Origin of the sequence: Providencia sp. PROV122 (assembly GCF_028482365.1) — a bacterium.
In the GTDB taxonomy this organism is placed as follows: Bacteria; Pseudomonadota; Gammaproteobacteria; order Enterobacterales; family Enterobacteriaceae; genus Providencia; species Providencia stuartii.
Window position 1 is genome coordinate 17694 of sequence record NZ_JAMPQI010000023.1, and the last position, 16922, is coordinate 34615.

Annotated in this window: 15 protein-coding genes; 5 read left to right on the top strand and 10 right to left on the bottom strand. The window is 42.4% G+C overall.

Translation table 11 applies throughout. The annotated features are described in order from the left end of the window. The first annotated feature begins 144 nt into the window (after positions 1-144). From PSE69_RS15875 to PSE69_RS15885, 3 genes are all read left to right on the top strand, one after another. Positions 145-2445 carry a TonB-dependent hemoglobin/transferrin/lactoferrin family receptor gene (locus PSE69_RS15875; RefSeq protein ID WP_230088985.1) on the top strand — a complete coding sequence of 767 codons (2301 nt, stop codon included), beginning with the start codon at positions 145-147 and terminating at the stop codon, positions 2443-2445. Positions 2446-2522: 77 nt separating this feature from the next. Then, positions 2523-3053 (top strand): RNA polymerase sigma factor, encoded by a 531-nt coding sequence (locus PSE69_RS15880; protein ID WP_121874999.1) that lies wholly within the window; start codon positions 2523-2525, stop codon positions 3051-3053. A gap of 26 nt (positions 3054-3079) precedes the next feature. Beyond that, complete coding sequence (locus PSE69_RS15885; RefSeq protein WP_121874998.1) at positions 3080-3991, top strand: glycerophosphodiester phosphodiesterase family protein; 912 nt, start codon at positions 3080-3082, stop codon at positions 3989-3991. Between the two features lie 128 nt (positions 3992-4119). Here PSE69_RS15885 and nqrM read toward each other — a convergent pair whose 3' ends face one another. From nqrM to PSE69_RS15925, 8 genes are all read right to left on the bottom strand, one after another. Next, positions 4120-4347, bottom strand: a complete 228-nt coding sequence (gene nqrM, locus PSE69_RS15890; RefSeq protein ID WP_004923200.1) for a (Na+)-NQR maturation NqrM — start codon at positions 4345-4347, stop codon at positions 4120-4122. A 16-nt stretch (positions 4348-4363) separates the two neighbouring features. Then, positions 4364-5395, bottom strand: a complete 1032-nt coding sequence (locus tag PSE69_RS15895) for an FAD:protein FMN transferase (protein WP_036943998.1) — start codon at positions 5393-5395, stop codon at positions 4364-4366. A 191-nt stretch (positions 5396-5586) separates the two neighbouring features. Next, positions 5587-6813, bottom strand: coding sequence for an NADH:ubiquinone reductase (Na(+)-transporting) subunit F (gene nqrF, locus PSE69_RS15900; protein ID WP_004923204.1), 1227 nt, complete (start codon positions 6811-6813; stop codon positions 5587-5589). Positions 6814-6828: 15 nt separating this feature from the next. Next, positions 6829-7425 carry an NADH:ubiquinone reductase (Na(+)-transporting) subunit E gene (gene nqrE, locus PSE69_RS15905; RefSeq protein WP_004923207.1) on the bottom strand — a complete coding sequence of 199 codons (597 nt, stop codon included), beginning with the start codon at positions 7423-7425 and terminating at the stop codon, positions 6829-6831. A gap of 4 nt (positions 7426-7429) precedes the next feature. Next, complete coding sequence (locus PSE69_RS15910; protein ID WP_004923209.1) at positions 7430-8059, bottom strand: NADH:ubiquinone reductase (Na(+)-transporting) subunit D; 630 nt, start codon at positions 8057-8059, stop codon at positions 7430-7432. Beyond that, entirely contained in the window at positions 8052-8846 is a 795-nt protein-coding gene (locus PSE69_RS15915) for a Na(+)-translocating NADH-quinone reductase subunit C (protein WP_004923212.1), read from the bottom strand. The genes PSE69_RS15910 and PSE69_RS15915 overlap by 8 nt, the downstream gene beginning before the upstream one ends. After that, on the bottom strand, positions 8839-10077 hold the full coding sequence (locus PSE69_RS15920; protein WP_004923214.1) for an NADH:ubiquinone reductase (Na(+)-transporting) subunit B: 1239 nt from the start codon (positions 10075-10077) through the stop codon (positions 8839-8841). Before PSE69_RS15920 ends, PSE69_RS15915 begins: the two co-directional genes overlap by 8 nt. A 4-nt stretch (positions 10078-10081) precedes the next feature. After that, complete coding sequence (locus tag PSE69_RS15925; protein WP_121874997.1) at positions 10082-11425, bottom strand: Na(+)-translocating NADH-quinone reductase subunit A; 1344 nt, start codon at positions 11423-11425, stop codon at positions 10082-10084. A 415-nt stretch (positions 11426-11840) separates the two neighbouring features. Here PSE69_RS15925 and PSE69_RS15930 point away from each other — a divergent pair, with 415 nt between their 5' ends. Then, entirely contained in the window at positions 11841-12578 is a 738-nt protein-coding gene (locus PSE69_RS15930) for a L,D-transpeptidase family protein (RefSeq protein WP_121874996.1), read from the top strand. On the opposite strand, the gene PSE69_RS15935 is transcribed toward PSE69_RS15930, so the two are convergent. Both PSE69_RS15935 and lpcA read right to left on the bottom strand, forming a co-directional pair. After that, positions 12549-13316, bottom strand: coding sequence for a class II glutamine amidotransferase (locus PSE69_RS15935; protein WP_004923223.1), 768 nt, complete (start codon positions 13314-13316; stop codon positions 12549-12551). The two genes, PSE69_RS15930 and PSE69_RS15935, sit on opposite strands and share 30 nt — an antisense overlap. 26 nt (positions 13317-13342) lie before the next feature. Further along, complete coding sequence (gene lpcA / locus PSE69_RS15940) at positions 13343-13921, bottom strand: D-sedoheptulose 7-phosphate isomerase (protein WP_014656671.1); 579 nt, start codon at positions 13919-13921, stop codon at positions 13343-13345. 349 nt (positions 13922-14270) lie between these two features. Between lpcA and fadE the strand changes: the two genes are divergently transcribed. Further along, positions 14271-16730 carry an acyl-CoA dehydrogenase FadE gene (gene fadE / locus PSE69_RS15945; protein WP_040132885.1) on the top strand — a complete coding sequence of 820 codons (2460 nt, stop codon included), beginning with the start codon at positions 14271-14273 and terminating at the stop codon, positions 16728-16730. Positions 16731-16922: the final 192 nt, after the last annotated feature.

Sequence of the window (16922 nt, forward strand, 5' to 3'; positions counted from 1 at the left end):
AATATACAGTATATTTATAGACTGTGCAATTATTCCTCAAGCAAGCAACATAGATGAAAATAATTATTATTTTTATTACCCGAAAAACCACCTCAAAACGACTCATTAAAGATGTTTATAGAATGGTTAATTAGTAGGAAAATAATGAATAAAAATTATATTTCATGGTTTAAAATCAATAACTCTACACATCTCTTTTTATCAACATTTAATCACCTTTCTCTGGCTGGATTACTTGTTGTTACCTCCTCTGCATTTGGGCAAAGTGCATCGGAAGAGGTTAAACAGACAAAACAACAAGATGATGTCGTGCAATTCCCCGCGCTCTCTGTTGTTGGTAATTTAAATTCCAGTGTCGGTGCCGGTAGCTCTGTATTAAAACTGAAGGATATTGAGCGTACTCAAGCTAATAACCTTGCAGAATTAGTTGATCAGCTACCGGGGGTCTCCTCATCAGGTTCACCTCGCCCCGGTGGACAAACCCTAAATATTTGGGGTATGGGCGATGTGGAAGATGTCAAAGTGACCCTTGATGATGCCCCTAAAGGGTTTGAAAAATATCGCCAAGGCTCTGTGTTTATCGAGCCTGAGCTGATTAAACGCATTGACGTTGATAAAGGACCACATAATATTATGGATGGTAATGGTGGTTTCGGCGGAACCGTTAAAATTACCACCAAAGATCCCGCAGACTTACTACTTGCGGATCAACATTTTGGCGCTATGTTCAAATATAGCTATCACACTAATGATCGCCAAAATATTTACAGTTCAGCACTATATGGTAAAACATTAAATGGCGTTGCAGATGGTTTGCTGTATATCAGTAAACGAAAAGGGGATGATTTACGCCGCCCCGATGGCACTCGATTTGGCTTTTCGCAAGCTGACCAACTCTCTTATTTACTGAAAACCAACCTTTATCTCAATGATGAACACACGCTCAGTCTATCGGCAATGCGCTCCGAATCGGATAACTTAGTTCCTTGGGCAGCCAAACGAGATGAGTTAGCAACACCAACGCAAAAAGAGATTGAGCAATATGGTTTTGACGGTGCGATAAAACGCAAATTGGTCCAACGGGATCAACAAGATCAAAACTATAGTGTGAAATGGAATTATATCCCTGAAAATAGTGATTGGATAAACCTAACGACAACTTATGCTTGGTCTAAGAGTCAACAGCATGATACCCGACCAGAAAATGCTTCAAAATACTTAACCTCCAGCTTAGGGAATAAAAGTTGGGTTGACTATACCGATCAGCTATTTGATATCCATAATGAAAGTCTATTTGATACTGGTCGTTTAGAACATCAACTTACTATAGGTGCTCGTTGGCATAAAAATGATCGCGGTATTTTGATGTTTGATGCGGGAAAAGCGAAAAACCCTAAATATAACTATGGTTATTATCAGCCACAATTTATGCCAGCAGGTGTTCAAGAAACCACTAGTGTATATCTCCAAGATGCGATTAGTTGGCACACACTCACTGTCACACCGGGCTTACGTTATGACTATGTGCAGAACAAAGGTAAAGGAAACTTAGCCGCAACCTATATGGAGCAAGACCCGCTAATTGGTCATGACTACCGTTCTGTCACTTATAGTGGTATTTCACCTCACTTAGGCATTCTTTGGAAAACGACACCGAATCTCACTTTATTCGGGGATGTTAGCCGCACATGGCGTGCACCTGTTATTGATGAACAATATGAGGTGCAATTTGCCAATAGTAGTTTAACCGGAAGTAGTCGAAACTTGGGTAAGGAGCGCATGGATGGGGTACGTTTAGGCGCAATACTCGACTTTGATCAAGTCATACAGGCCAATGATCAGCTGCAAATACGAACCACGCTTTTTCGTAACAGAGGAAAGGATGAGATATTCCGCCGCCGTGGTGAATACTGTGAAGCCAAGAAAAATGGTACTGACGATTGTGGTCGCCCCTTATCCAATTACCGTAACTTACCCGGTTACACCATTGAGGGCTTAGAAATTGAGCTATTTTATGATAGCCCGAATGTATTCGGTAAAATGGCCTACTCCGCCATCAAGGGTGAACGTGATGCTTCCCCTCGAGACCCTTGGTTTGGGCAAAAAACATGGATTGGTGAGATCCCACCAGATACCTTACATGTTATGTTGGGGTATAAACTCCCTCAATGGAATGCCAACTTTGGTCTCACCGGTGACTTTGTTGGTCATCAAGTCCGCTCTCCCGCAGATAGAGATCCTAAAGCCGATTCATGGGGATACCCAAAGTCGAAAGGCTATGCACTCTATGGCGCATTTGCGCAATGGCAACCTGAATTTATTCCAGATACCAATATTAGAGTGACCGCGACTAACCTCTTTGACCGTGACTACTATCCCTACTTAGGGGAGTCTGTCTCAGGCGTTGGTCGTGATGTTCGCTTAAGTATCACCAAGTACTTCTAAGCAATCGATGGACTCTCATCTCTGAGAGTCCATAATTGACAATAAAATAAAAATGATAATAATAATTATTTTTATTTATGACAACACGCACTCCCTCTATAGAAAATAGCGACTTGGCAGAAGAAAGCCAACTTTTGCAACAGCACGCCCCTAGCCTATTTCGCTATATTCTTGCGCGCACACCTAATAGCGATATCGCAAACGAAATTTTACAGGATGTCTTTGTTCATACGATTGAAACATATCGCTGCCAAACTTTGCAATTTCCGAGAGCCTTTATGTACACACTGGCACAACGCAACATCGCCAATTTTTATCGTCGGCAACGCATCGAAGCGGAATATCAACGTTTGCTGGTGGAGCCTGAGCCAGAGTGGAATTTAGAAACTCAGTTAGTAGTCGAAGAGCAATTGCAATTACTGTCTGAGCAACTTGCCAAACTACCTGAAAATATGGAACAAGCTTATTTACTCGCGCAATTTGAAGGGATGACTTACCAACAAATTGCAACTCAGTTAAAAGTTAGTCCTAATTCAATCAAGTACTACTTACAAGTAGCAAGAAAAGTATTACAAAAAGAGCTCACTGAAACGTATTTAACTCATTGAGATAACTATTATTATAGGTAATAAATATGACAAAAACAGCAATGCCATCTATTAAAAAAGGGGTGGCTATCAGTTTATTGTTTCTTGCCAGCTACAGTGCAGCCGCTCAATCACCACAAATTGTTGCCCATAGAGCAGGAACGGCAGATGCGCCAGAAAATACGCTTTATGCAATTGAACTGGCTAAGAAAAATAGCGCCGATATTATTTGGCTAACCGTCCAACTCTCTAAAGATAATCAACTTGTTCTATTTCGGCCAAGCCAGTTAGAGGCATTAACCGATAAAAAAGGAGTTATTTCCGATTACTCCGCTCAACAACTCACAACGTTCAATGCCGCCCATCAATTTAATAAAAAAGCTCATCTTCAATTACCGTTACAGCAAACCACGATCCCAACACTTGGATCCATTCTTAAAAAATATCCAGATACTGCGTTTTATATTGATTTAAAATCACCTGACGCCGATCCAGATACTCAAGCAGAAGCGGTGTACTCCCTGCTCGAAAAAAATAATGCTTTTAAAAATACTCGGTTTTATTCAACCAATGATGCATTTGTAAAAGCTCTAACCAAGCGCTCCGATAAAATTAATACCTTTGAAAGCCGTGATGAAACACGCACTATCTTAGCGAATAGCGCGATGAATCATCATTGTTCAGTCAGCAGTGATGCACAATCTAAATCGCGTTGGTATGGCTTTGAATTACACCGTAAAGTCGAGGTTGTAGAGAAATATACGTTAGGAGAGGCTCGCTCACCTGCAACGTTGTCATGGGATAAAGAAGCCATTGATTGCTTTAGAAAAAATGGTCAGGCCTACATTGTTCTATTTGGTGTCAATAGTGCGGCAGATTATCAATTAGCTAAAGAAATTGGTGCGGATGCCGTGATGGTTGATTCCCCTAAAACTTTTAAAAGCGAAATCATTAAGTAAATTTTAGCTGGCTTTATCTAATCGGTTTTACGTTAAGGCTATCTGTCTTAATTAGACCGCCAAATAAAAAATAAGCCTTAACTGTGAATGTTCGCAGTTAAGGCTGTCATCATACTAATATCGACTATTTAAATAATGCGGTGTTTTTCAAGTGCCTTTTGGCGAGCCTCTTCCCGTGCCATACGTTTTTTACGGGCATCGCAAGGTTCAGGGCAATCACAGACTTTTTCAACACCAATACTGCTTAACCCACCACAGCTACCTTGAATACTTTTGCGCTTAATAATATACCCTAGTGACATACCGAGAAATGCCAGTAGGAATAGGACGAAAGCTGCAATAAAAACATTTAGCATTCTTACATCCTCCTAATTACTGCTTTTTCTGTAAAAATGGCTCGAATGCCTTAGTATAACGCTCTTCAAAGCCTTTTTCTGTCTTAATGATCATAAACACAGGAATATCGAGCTTTTCAGCTAAGGCAAAACCTTCAACAGGCCCTAATACATTAAGCCCGGTCGATAGCCCATCAGCACTCATGCAAGTTGGTGCCAGTACCGTAATCGAAACGAGGTTATGTTTAATTGGCATCCCTGTTTTTGGGTCGATGGTATGAGAGAAGCGCACACCGTCTTGTTCAAAATAGTTGCGATAATCACCAGAGGTAGCTATAGACATATCACCAGGTTCAATCACTTCCTGAGCCGTTTGGTTTACGCCATCGGTTTGTGGTTTTTCAATCGCAATCCGCCAAGGTGCACCTTTACCATTTTTCCCTTTTGTACGTACTTCACCACCAATATCAACCATATAATTATTGATATTAATTGACTCCAAGTATTCAGCCACAACATCAACGCCATAGCCTTTTGCTATCGAAGAAAGGTCGACGTACAATTCAGGGATTGTTTTAATTAAGTTATTGCCCTGCACAGACAGCTTTTCTATACCAACCCATGCACGACGTTTCTCCAATTCACTATCTGTTGGTGCTTTGGTTACTCGCCCTTCTGGCCCAAAGCCCCATAAATTGACTAACGGCCCTACCGTGACATCTAATGCACCATTAGTTAATTCATTAATACGTATGGCTTCTTTAACAACTTTCGCTGTTGCTGCTGAAACAGGAAAAGGAACATTAACCTCTTTAAATTGGTTGAAGCGACTTAATTCCGAGTCTGGACGATAAGTTGACATCTGATCATTCACTTCTTCTAAGCGCTTATCTATCTCAGCTTGGATAGATTCACTGCTTGGCGATGAAGATTCAGCAACATATTTAATGGAATAGTAGGTTCCCATTGTCTGACCCTGAAGGTTTGCCTGTTCAGGCCCACCGCAGGCAGCCAACAATAGTGTCGCTGCAAATAGCAGCACTGGGGTAATCACTTTTCTGTTCAGCATAATTTTCTCTGCTTCAATAATAAGCGCCCACACAAGTGGGCGCTATACTCGCCATACTTCAAGTTTCAACATTATTGATGGCATTCATTCACACGAGTCACAAAGCTGTTTAAATTCCTAGTCACTCATTGGCCTGCCGTCTCGCTGTACCTCGAATTATTTAAAGTATATACAAACAACTCTAGGGTTACTTAACCACCGAAATCATCCAACAAGATGTTTTCATCTTCTACACCAAGATCTTTAAGCATCTTGATAACCGCAGCGTTCATCACTGGTGGCCCACACATGTAGAATTCACAATCTTCTGGTGCAGGGTGATCTTTCAGGTAGTTTTCATACAATACATTATGAATAAACCCGGTATAACCATCCCAATTATCTTCCGGCAATGCGTCAGAAAGTGCAACATTCCAAGTAAAGTTTTCGTTTTCAGCCGCTAATTGATCAAAGTCTTCTGTATAGAACATTTCGCGCTTAGAACGAGCACCATACCAGAAGCTGATCTTACGTTTCGAATTTAGACGTCTTAACTGATCAAAAATATGTGAACGCATTGGTGCCATACCCGCACCACCACCAATAAAGATCATCTCTGCATCGGTTTCTTTAGCGAAGAATTCACCAAATGGCCCAGAAATTGTCACTTTATCACCCGGTTTTAGCGACCAAATATAAGATGACATGATGCCCGGTGGAACATCTGGATTACGTGGTGGCGGTGTAGCAATACGCACGTTCAACATGATGATCCCGTGTTCTTCTGGGTAGTTAGCCATTGAATAAGCACGAACTGTGGGTTCTTTTACCTCAGAAACATAGCGGAACAAATTAAATTTATCCCAATCCTCACGGTACTCTTCTGGAACATCAAAATCTTCATATTTCACTACGTGTGGTGGACATTCTATCTGAATGTAACCACCTGCACGGAATGGTACGACTTCACCTTCAGGAATTTTCAGTTTCAGTTCTTTAATGAAAGTTGCTTTGTTATCATTAGAAATAACTTCGCATTCCCATTTTTTCACCCCAAAAATTTCTTCTGGTAACTCAATTTTTAAGTCTTGTTTAACGTTCACCTGACAAGCTAAACGGCAACCATCTTTCGCTTCACGTTTATTAATGTGAGAAAGCTCTGTTGGCAGGATATCCCCACCACCTTCTTTGATTTTCACGCGGCATTGACCACAGGAGCCACCACCACCACAAGCAGATGAAACGAAAATCCCTTGGTTAGATAACATACCTAACAGCTTGTCACCTGCGGGAGCTTCAAAGCTCTTATCAGGGTCGCCGTTAACTTCAACTTTGATGTTCCCTGTATTGACTAACTTGGATTTAGCAAACAGGATCAGACCTGTTAGCACCAAGACAATCAGGGTAAACATCACTACGCCTAGAATAATAATATCCATGAATTCTTCTCGCCTTTATAGCTGCACACCGGAGAAGGACATAAAGCCCAGTGCCATCAAACCGGTGGTGACAAAGGTAATACCTAAGCCTTTCAGACCCGCCGGAACATCTGAATATTTCATCTTTTCACGAATCGATGCTAACAGCACAATTGCTAACATCCAGCCGATACCTGAGCCGAATCCATAAACGATAGATTCGCTAAAGTTGTAATCGCGCTGAGCCATGAAAGAGACGCCACCAAAGATTGCACAGTTAACGGTAATCAACGGCAGGAAGATACCCAATGCGTTATAAAGTGACGGGAAATAACGGTCTAAAATCATTTCCAGAATTTGCACCAGTGCTGCAATAACCCCGATAAAGGTAATAAAGTTAAGGAAAGATAAATCGACCCCCTCAACTAATGCACCATCACGCAGTACTAGGTTGTACACAAGGTTGTTGGCAGGTACAGAAATACCTAACACCACGGTAACAGCAATACCTAAACCGAAAGCTGTCTTAACATTCTTCGATACTGCCAAAAATGTACACATACCGAGGAAGAATGCCAATGCCATGTTTTCAATGAACACGGCTTTTACGAACAGACTAATATAATGTTCCATTGACTTAATCCTTCTCTACCTGAGCTGGTTTCAAGGTACGTAACCCCCAAATCAGCATACCAATGATAAAGAATGCACTAGGCGCTAACAGGAACAAACCATTAGGCATATACCAACCACCATTTTGCAATGATTCCATAACGGTAATACCAAACAATTTGCCAGAGCCGAACAGCTCGCGTAGGAAACCAACGAGGATCAGAATGACACCATAACCAAGGCCATTACCAATACCATCCATAAAGCTTTCTACCGGTGGCGCTTTCATGGCATAGGCTTCTGCACGACCCATAACAATACAGTTTGTAATGATAAGGCCGACGAACACCGACAGCTGCTTAGATATCTCATAAGCATAGGCACGCAAAATTTGGTCAACAACGATAACCAAAGAAGCAATAATTGCCATCTGAACAATGATCCGCACACTGCTTGGAATGTAGTTGCGAATTAATGAGATAAAAAAGTTAGAGAACGCGGTAACCAAAGTTACTGCGATGGTCATGACGACAGCCGTTTCCAGCTTAGTCGTTACTGCCAGTGCAGAACACACCCCGAGGATCTGTAACGCAATTGGGTTGTTATCAAACAAAGGCCCAAGTAGGACGCGTTTTACTTCTTTAGAATCAGCCATTATTCAGCGCTCCTTCACGAACTTTTTTCAGGAACGGACCAAAACCGTTATCACCTAACCAAAAATCAAACATATGCTGAATGCCGTTTGATGTTAGCGTTGCACCTGAAAGGCCATCGATACCATAAGGACTATCTGTAGAGCCACTACGGACAATTTTTATTGCCGGTACCCCCTGCTCATTGAACAGTTTTTTACCCGGCCATTGCGCCTTCCATTGTGGATTATCGACTTCACCACCAAGACCTGGCGTTTCACCATGCGAATAATATGTGATACCACGAGAAGTCACGCCATCCACATCTACCGCAACGAAGGCATACATCACCGACCATAGTCCTGACCCATAAACAGGCAGAATAATTTGTGAAATTTTGCCTTGTTCATCTTTCACAAGATAGATTTCAGCTGTATTTGCACGACGGCGAATTTTGGCGATATCTTCTTCAGGTGAAAGTGCAATGCTGGTTTCATCGCTACGTAATTCACTATTGAGGTCAAAGCGACTCTTGCTATCAGAAAGCTCATTAGTTTGGAAGTTCAACAGCTTAGGTTCAATACGGTCACTGTAAACTTTTTGAACTTCTTCCGCTGTCATTTTAGGTTGCAATAGACCTGCAACACTCAAAATATTACGTTGCGTATCTAATAAAATTTGTTCTTGCTGCTTAGATTTTAATCCTACAGCAGAACCGGCTACGACGATAGAACAGACTAGACATAGAATAAAAACGACTATGAACGTTCTTCCGACGCTATCTTTATTGGTTGTTTTTTCATTAGCCACGGGCTTTTCTCCGTTTAATATTTGCTTGAACGACCAGATAGTCAAACAGAGGAGCAAACAAGTTGGCGAACAGGATTGCTAGCATCATGCCTTCCGGATATGCCGGGTTTGCAACACGAATAAGCACACACATTACACCGATCAAAATACCGTAGGCCCATTTGCCTTTATCTGTAAACGAGGCCGAAACTGGGTCCGTCGCCATAAAGATCATCCCGAATGCAAAACCACCTAAAACCATGTGCCAGTACCATGGCATTGCAAACAATGGATTCGTCTCTGACCCGATAAAGTTAAACAGGTAAGACATCGCAATCATCCCAAGCATAACGCCAGCAACGATGCGCCATGATGCAATACGGAAGAAGATAATGAAGGCACCACCAATGAAAATCATCAATGTGGAAACTTCACCGATAGAGCCAGGCATATTCCCTAGGAATGCTTGCATCCAAGAGATTGGCTCACCAGATACCGTATTCATTAACGCGCGCTCACCGCCCGCAGCCCATTGAGAAAGTGGGGTTGCACCAGAGAAGCCATCCGCCGCTGTCCAAACAAGATCACCCGAAATTTGTGCAGGGTAAGCGAAGAACAAGAAAGCACGGCCTGCAAGTGCAGGGTTTAAGAAGTTGCGCCCTGTTCCACCAAAAATTTCTTTAGCGATGACCACACCAAATGTAATACCGAGCGCCGCCTGCCATAATGGGATAGTTGGCGGCACAATCAGGGCAAATAGGATGGACGATATAAAGAAACCTTCGTTGATTTCATGACCGCGGATCAGAGAAAACAGAATTTCCCAAAAACCACCGACTGCAAAAACAACCGCATAGATAGGTAGAAAATAGACTGCACCAAGCAGCATTTTACTACCCCAGCCTGCATCAGGTGTTAATGATGCCCCCAAGAATTGAGCTAAGCGATAGTGCCAATCACTCGCTAAAACTTGCTGTAGCTCAGCCCCACTGTATAAGTGGTAAAGTGCAGGAATGGCTTGGTTACCAACGTTATACATCCCCCAAAACATCGCAGGAAATACAGATAACCAAACCAAGATCATCATGCGTTTCAGGTCTATTGTGTCACGAACGTGAGAACGACCTTTAGTCACCGTTCCTGGCGTATAGAAGACTGTCGTAACAGCTTCAAACAATGGATAGAGTTTTTCTAACTTTCCACCAGGCTCAAAATGATGCTCATGCTTTTCAAATAAATTTTTCAAACCCATGGAATTACCCTTCTAGCTCAATCTTGGTCAGTACATCACGAAGTACAGGGCCATATTCATATTTAGCCGGGCATACATAAGTACACAGTCCCAGATCTTCTTCATCCAACTCTAGACACCCCAATTCCTGAGATGAATCCGTATCTCCAGAAAGGAGGTCTCGTAGCAGGTGAGTTATCATAATATCGAGAGGCATTACACGTTCATAATTACCAATTGGCACCATTGAGCGCTCACCACCATTCATGGTTGTGGTGAAGTTGAAGCGTTTGCCTTTCAAGAAATGGCCAACCGTTGTACGTGTAATGGTGAATTTATTAAAGCCCGGCCAAATCCAGCCGAAAAGCTCTCTTTCACGCCCTTCACGTAATACTGAAACCTGATTATGGAAACGCCCTAAATAGTGATGTGTATCATCACAAGGTACGCCCCACAGTACAGAGCCAGAAATAATGCGGTTATCTCCCTCTTTGAGCTGACCTTTTGTTAACTCATAGAGATCCGCACCAAGACGAGTTTTAACTAAACGTGGTTTCTCAACTTGAGGCCCCGCAAGGGCAATCACGCGATCAGTACATAGATAGCCTGTTGTGAATAACTTACCAATCGCAATGACATCTTGATAATTAAGGTGCCATACTTTTTTATTGAGGCTCACAGGCTCAAGAAAATGAATATGAGTACCGACTAAGCCTGCGGGATGAGGGCCTGCAAATTCGCTATAGCTCACTTGAGGGTGATTATCAGATTTCGCTAAATCCCCCGCGCCATGGCAAACATGCACTTTACCTTCGGTTAAATGGCTAATAATGGTTAAACCATCATTAAAAGCTTGTTGTTGTGAACGAATAATCACAAGTGGGTCAGCAGCAAGTGGGTTGGTATCCATCGCCGTTACAAAAATCGCGGCGGGTGAGGAACCCAGTGCCGGTGAGCGGCTAAATGGACGCGTTCGCAATGCTGTCCATAAACCTGATTTAACCAAGTTTTCTTCGACTTGTTCACGAGTCAATCCTGCAAGCTCTTCACGCTTATAAGCAGCAAAGGCCTCTTGCTCGTCACCATCAATTTCGATAACAACGGATTGGAGTACACGACGCTCACCACGATGAATAGCAATAATTTTACCGCAGGCTGGGCTAGTGAATAAGACACCAGGGTTCTTTTTATCTTCAAAAAGAACCTGCCCTTTTTTAACGTGCTCACCTTCTTTAACCAGCATAGAAGGACGCATTCCGACATATTCTTCACCTAGCAATGCTACGTGTTGAATTTTCGGGCCGTCTTCTATTACTTGGGCTGGCTCACCTGCAATAGGAAGGTTGAGTCCTTTTTTAATTTTAATCATAAGATCTGCACAAGTTTCTAAGTTAACCCTAAGCTAATGATCCTGACATAGACCATAGCGACTCAGTAAATAAAAACAGCTCAAGTTACTCACATAACTCAAGCAAATAATTCTCTCGATATCGTGAAGCTATTCTCTTTCTGCCGCTCGTAATTTTATCAGTTCCCCCGACTTCTGTCCGGATATTCAAGTGACTTAGCTCAAGCAAATTACAATAAATTTTCAACTTTCTTTATAATTATTCGTAAAAAACGAGCATTTACATCATATTTATCGAACGCTGTGCGATTTTCACACAATATCTATTCCGTACGAAACTATTAATAGGCTATATCAAATTACTTTTAGCTCATTTAAAATAGCGCCATAATGTCTTTTTTTTAGGCAAAAATACTCATTTAAATTTGGTTTAAGTATGAATAAAAATATCCTTATTAGCTTTATTTTCAACCTGTTTTTTCTGCAAATTACGGTTGCTGAAGCGAATAACCATTCATTTTTGCTTAATAGTAAAACAACTAACCAGCAAAATTCCGCGATCTTTATTCAGATATTTAAGCAAGAAGGCGTCTTGGAGCTATATCAAAAAGCGCCGAACGGAAAATATAACTTATCTAAAACTTATCCAATTTGTAAGTTTTCGGGCGGGCTAGGCCCTAAAAAGTGCGAAGGTGATCTAAAAAGCCCTGAAGGCTTTTATCAAATAACCGCCTCCCAACTAAATCCAAACAGTCGGTATTACCGATCTATTAATTTAGGTTTTCCTAATGAATATGACCGAGCACAGGGCTATGAAGGTAACTACTTGATGATACATGGCGGCTGTGTTTCTGTTGGTTGCTATGCGATGACAGATAAATACATGAGTGAAATCTACCAAACTGTTGAAAGTGCTTTTAAAAGTGGACAAAGCACGATTGATGTCAGTATTTACCCGTTTCGAATGACAAAAGAAAATATGTTGATCCACAGAAACTCCAGCCATTACGCTTTCTGGCAGCAACTAAAACCGGCTTATGATTACTTTCAGGATGTAGGCAAGCCCGCACAAATCTCTGTAACATCAGGAAAGTATGCTGTGAATAGCTTGCCAGAAAGGTCGGATACTTTATTGAGACTTCGATCACAATATACGTTGGCCGAGGTGAAATAGCACGAAACTACCCGGTTCAATTTTGTGCCAATTTTCATTACCTGTTAGCGGCTGCGTGGCAATCACTGAAACAATATCGGTTGGTGTTGTGCAACTTTGAAAATCGATTTCAATATCCTGATCGAGTAATTTCGCCTTACCGAATGGAGCTTTACGAGTGATCCAATAAAGATTGGTTGAACAAAATGCCATTACGTAACGCCCATCTGATAGCAGCATATTAAATACGCCTTTACGACGTAACTGCTCAGCCAGCACCGCAATAAAACGGAAAACAGCGGGCCAATTCGAGGGGGTTTTCGGATATTTCGCTGCAAGTTGGCTCAAAATCCAGCAAAATGCTTTTTCGCTGTCTGTTTCACCTATCGGTCGATAATGCCCTGTATTTAGTGAGCGATACCCTTTTAATTGCCCGTTATGTGCATAGGTCCAATTACGTCCCCACAATTCACGCGTAAAAGGATGCGTGTTTGCTAGTGTGACATCACCTCGATTCGCTTGGCGAATATGTGCTATCACCGTTTCCGATTTGATTGGATACTCCTGCACAAAGCGTGCCACTGGGGATAAAAAGCTAGGTTGAGGATCTTTAAAAGTGCGACACCCCAGCCCTTCATAAAACGTGATCCCCCAACCATCTTTATGTGGGCCAGTTTGCCCCCCACGGGATATCAGTCCACTTAGGCTGAAGTTAATATCTGTTGGCACATTTGCACTCATGCCAAGTAATTCGCACATTACAAGACCCTCTATAGTTTAAGAAACTACTTTACCATTTCTTTTTCAATCAGCTGGATCAGGATATGAATCACTTTAATATGGATTTCCTGAATACGATCCGCATAACCAAAATGAGGTACACGAATTTCAATATCTGCGCTACCCGCCATTTTGCCGCCGTCTTTCCCAGTCAGCGTAATCACTTTCATGCCCTTTTCACGCGCAGCACTAATAGCTTTGATAATGTTGCCTGAGTTGCCAGAAGTCGAAATGCCCAGAAGAACATCCCCTTCTTTACCTACAGCCTCAATAAAGCGAGAAAACACATATTCATAGCCAAAGTCATTACTGACACAAGATAAGTGGCTAACATCAGAAATGGCAATAGCAGGATAGCCTGGGCGATTTTCACGGTAACGCCCTGTCAGTTCTTCAGCAAAGTGCATGGCATCACAGTGGGAGCCACCATTACCACATGAAAGCACTTTTCCTCCGGCTTTAAAGGAATCTGCCAGTAACACCGCCGCTTGCTCAATAGCCTGAATATTTGCATCATCACTAAGGAATTTTGCCAACGTATCGGCCGCTTCTGATAATTCACCACGGATCAGGTCTTGATACATGAGATTTCCCCTTAAATTTAACGAGTTTTGTGCCATGATAAACGGCATCAAGATAGGTAATTAATCTTTACTACTCAGATTGTTACACAGGGTACATTTTCTTTCTACATCTGATTACGCTTGATTTATGCATTTAGGGCTAATCAATGCGTTTTGCCTCTTTTTCTCCCTTTGCGCCTACTTCATCTATCTCACAAATTTTTTTATGAAACAATCACCAAACATTATTTGGTGATTTTGTGAGCCAAGTTGTAATTAAGATGTAAATGTCTTGCTAATTGTTTATTACTGGATATAGATTAAGAGAAACAACAGGTCAGACCTCTTACAAGTAGACAGGAGTTTCCCTATGACCCTACTCAGCATAATTCTATTTCTCGCATTAATCGGTATTCTCTGTTACCACAAGACTTCGTTAACATTGAGTACCGTTCTGTTACTTGCCTATACCGCCGTTATGGGGGTACTTGATGTATGGAGTTACTGGATGTTACTGCCAGTGGCTCTTGTGTTATTCCCTTTTGTTTTCACTCCCGTGCGTCAATCACTGGTTTCAGTGCGTGCACTGAAAATGTTCCAAAAAGTCATGCCTCCCATGTCTCGTACAGAGAAAGAAGCCATTGATGCAGGAACAACATGGTGGGAAGGTGATCTTTTCCGTGGCGCACCGGATTGGAATAAATTACATAATTACCCAAAACCACAGCTGACGGCTGAAGAACAAGCCTTCATTGATGGCCCTGTAGAAACGGTTTGTGGCATGGTGAATGATTTTGCAGTAAGCCATGAATTGTCCGATCTCCCCCCAGAAGTTTGGCAATATTTACGTGAGCACCGCTTCTTCGCCATGATCATCAAAAAAGAGTATGGTGGCCTTGAGTTCTCTGCCTATGCGCAATCCCAAGTTTTACAAAAATTGGCGGGTGTCTCCGGTATCTTAGCTATCACCGTTGGTGTTCCTAACTCATTGGGGCCAGGTGAGTTGCTGCAACATTATGGTACTGATGAACAGAAAAAACGTTACCTCCCTGGCTTAGCGACAGGTGAAGAGATCCCTTGTTTTGCGCTTACTAGCCCAGAAGCTGGCTCTGACGCCGGTGCTATCCCTGATACTGGCGTTGTCTGTATGGGTGAATGGCAAGGAGAGCAAGTGTTAGGTATGCGTTTAAATTGGAACAAACGCTATATCACTCTTGCCCCCATCGCGACAGTTCTTGGGTTGGCTTTCAAATTATCGGATCCCGATCGTTTATTGGGTGGTGAAACACAGTTAGGGATCACCTGTGCGTTAATCCCCACTAATACCCCAGGCGTCGAAATAGGCCATCGTCACTTCCCACTGAATATTCCATTTATGAATGGACCAACGCGCGGAAAAGACATCTTTGTTCCTATCGACTACATTATCGGTGGCCCTAAAATGGCAGGCCAAGGCTGGCGTATGCTTGTGGAGTGTTTATCTGTAGGTCGTGGAATTACTCTGCCATCTAACTCGACAGGTAGCTTAAAGAGCATTGCAATGGCGACAGGAGCCTACGCTTATATTCGTCGCCAATTTAAATTGCCTATTGGTAAGATGGAAGGGATTGAAGAGCCGCTCGCTCGTATCGCAGGTAATGCCTATTTGATGGATGCTGCTGCTACATTGATTACCTCTGGTATCATGTTAGGTGAAAAACCTGCCGTGCTATCTGCTATCGTTAAATACCACTGTACTCACCGTGGGCAACATTCAGTCATCGATGCCATGGATATTACGGGTGGTAAAGGCATTTGTCTTGGCCCATCTAACTTTGTTGGTCGAGCTTACCAAGGTGCGCCAATCGCCATTACCGTTGAAGGTGCCAACATCTTAACCCGTAGCATGATCATCTTTGGTCAAGGGGCTATTCGTTGCCATCCTTATGTGCTGGAAGAGATGGCGGCAGCACAAGACAATAATCTGCACAAATTTGATAAAGCGGTATTTGGTCATATTGGACATGTTATTAGCAACCAAGTCCGTAGTTTCTGGTTGGGATTAACCAATGGTCGAGGAAGTAGCGCGCCAACAAAAGATGAAACGCGTCGTTACTATCAAATGTTAAATCGCCAAAGTGCTAACCTTGCCTTACTTGCCGATATCTCCATGGCTGTTTTAGGTGGTAGCTTAAAACGTCGTGAGCGTATCTCTGCACGCTTAGGCGATATACTCAGCCACTTATATTTAGCAACCGCAACACTTAAGCGTTATGAAGATGAAGGTCGTCAAAAAGCGGATTTACCACTGGTAAAATGGGCTGTAGAAGATTGTCTGTATCAATCTGAGAAGGCGATGGATGATTTATTGAAAAACTTCCCAAATAGAATGGTTGCAGGTTTAATGCGCATTACCTTGTTCCCGACTGGTCGTGCTATGTCTGCCCCTTCTGATCGCCTAGACCACAAGCTAGCACAACTGTTAATGGAGCCATCTGAAACTCGTGACAGGATCGGTCGTGGGCAATATCTGACACCAACAGAGCATAACCCGCATGGTTTAGTGAATCAGGCACTGTATGACATCATCGCTGCAGAGCCAATTTTTGAGCGCATCTGCCGTCTGAAAGAGCGCAAGTTTAGCTTCACTCGCTTAGATAAATTGGCAGAGCAGATGTTGCCTGAAAATATTATCACACAAGAAGAAGCTGATATTTTACGTAAAGCAGAGGCAAGCCGTCTACGCACCATCAATGTTGATGAATTTGAGTTTGATGCTCTAGGCGTACACAGTGAAAAAAACCCTCGCGAGGAAAATGAAAAGCAAGCTAAGAAAAAGCAAGCCGCTTAATTAGCTGCCTACATTGTCAGCGCCATAAAGCCCCAAGCATATTGGGGCTTTATTTTTTGCATGGAAACTGGCTCATAAAAGGAAACTGAATATTTATTAAAAAGTCATAAGGTAGAGGATGGTGTGTCTTTTTATACAATAATCATTTTGTTAGTGGAGCAATCACGCTCGCTACCCATTCCTGCTATAAGG

What these genes read in the sequence shown, in the direction of transcription:
- nqrF (WP_004923204.1), bottom strand. Translation starts at nt 6,813, where the DNA reads ATGGATATTATTATTCTAGGCGTAGTGATGTTTACCCTGATTGTCTTG.
- PSE69_RS15925 (WP_121874997.1), bottom strand. Translation starts at nt 11,425, where the DNA reads ATGATTAAAATTAAAAAAGGACTCAACCTTCCTATTGCAGGTGAGCCA.
- fadE (WP_040132885.1), top strand. Translation starts at nt 14,271, where the DNA reads ATGACCCTACTCAGCATAATTCTATTTCTCGCATTAATCGGTATTCTC.
- nqrE (WP_004923207.1), bottom strand. Translation starts at nt 7,425, where the DNA reads ATGGAACATTATATTAGTCTGTTCGTAAAAGCCGTGTTCATTGAAAAC.
- PSE69_RS15875 (WP_230088985.1), top strand. Translation starts at nt 145, where the DNA reads ATGAATAAAAATTATATTTCATGGTTTAAAATCAATAACTCTACACAT.
- PSE69_RS15895 (WP_036943998.1), bottom strand. Translation starts at nt 5,395, where the DNA reads ATGCTGAACAGAAAAGTGATTACCCCAGTGCTGCTATTTGCAGCGACA.
- PSE69_RS15885 (WP_121874998.1), top strand. Translation starts at nt 3,080, where the DNA reads ATGACAAAAACAGCAATGCCATCTATTAAAAAAGGGGTGGCTATCAGT.
- PSE69_RS15880 (WP_121874999.1), top strand. Translation starts at nt 2,523, where the DNA reads ATGACAACACGCACTCCCTCTATAGAAAATAGCGACTTGGCAGAAGAA.
- PSE69_RS15910 (WP_004923209.1), bottom strand. Translation starts at nt 8,059, where the DNA reads ATGGCTGATTCTAAAGAAGTAAAACGCGTCCTACTTGGGCCTTTGTTT.
- PSE69_RS15920 (WP_004923214.1), bottom strand. Translation starts at nt 10,077, where the DNA reads ATGGGTTTGAAAAATTTATTTGAAAAGCATGAGCATCATTTTGAGCCT.
- nqrM (WP_004923200.1), bottom strand. Translation starts at nt 4,347, where the DNA reads ATGCTAAATGTTTTTATTGCAGCTTTCGTCCTATTCCTACTGGCATTT.
- PSE69_RS15935 (WP_004923223.1), bottom strand. Translation starts at nt 13,316, where the DNA reads ATGTGCGAATTACTTGGCATGAGTGCAAATGTGCCAACAGATATTAAC.
- lpcA (WP_014656671.1), bottom strand. Translation starts at nt 13,921, where the DNA reads ATGTATCAAGACCTGATCCGTGGTGAATTATCAGAAGCGGCCGATACG.
- PSE69_RS15930 (WP_121874996.1), top strand. Translation starts at nt 11,841, where the DNA reads ATGAATAAAAATATCCTTATTAGCTTTATTTTCAACCTGTTTTTTCTG.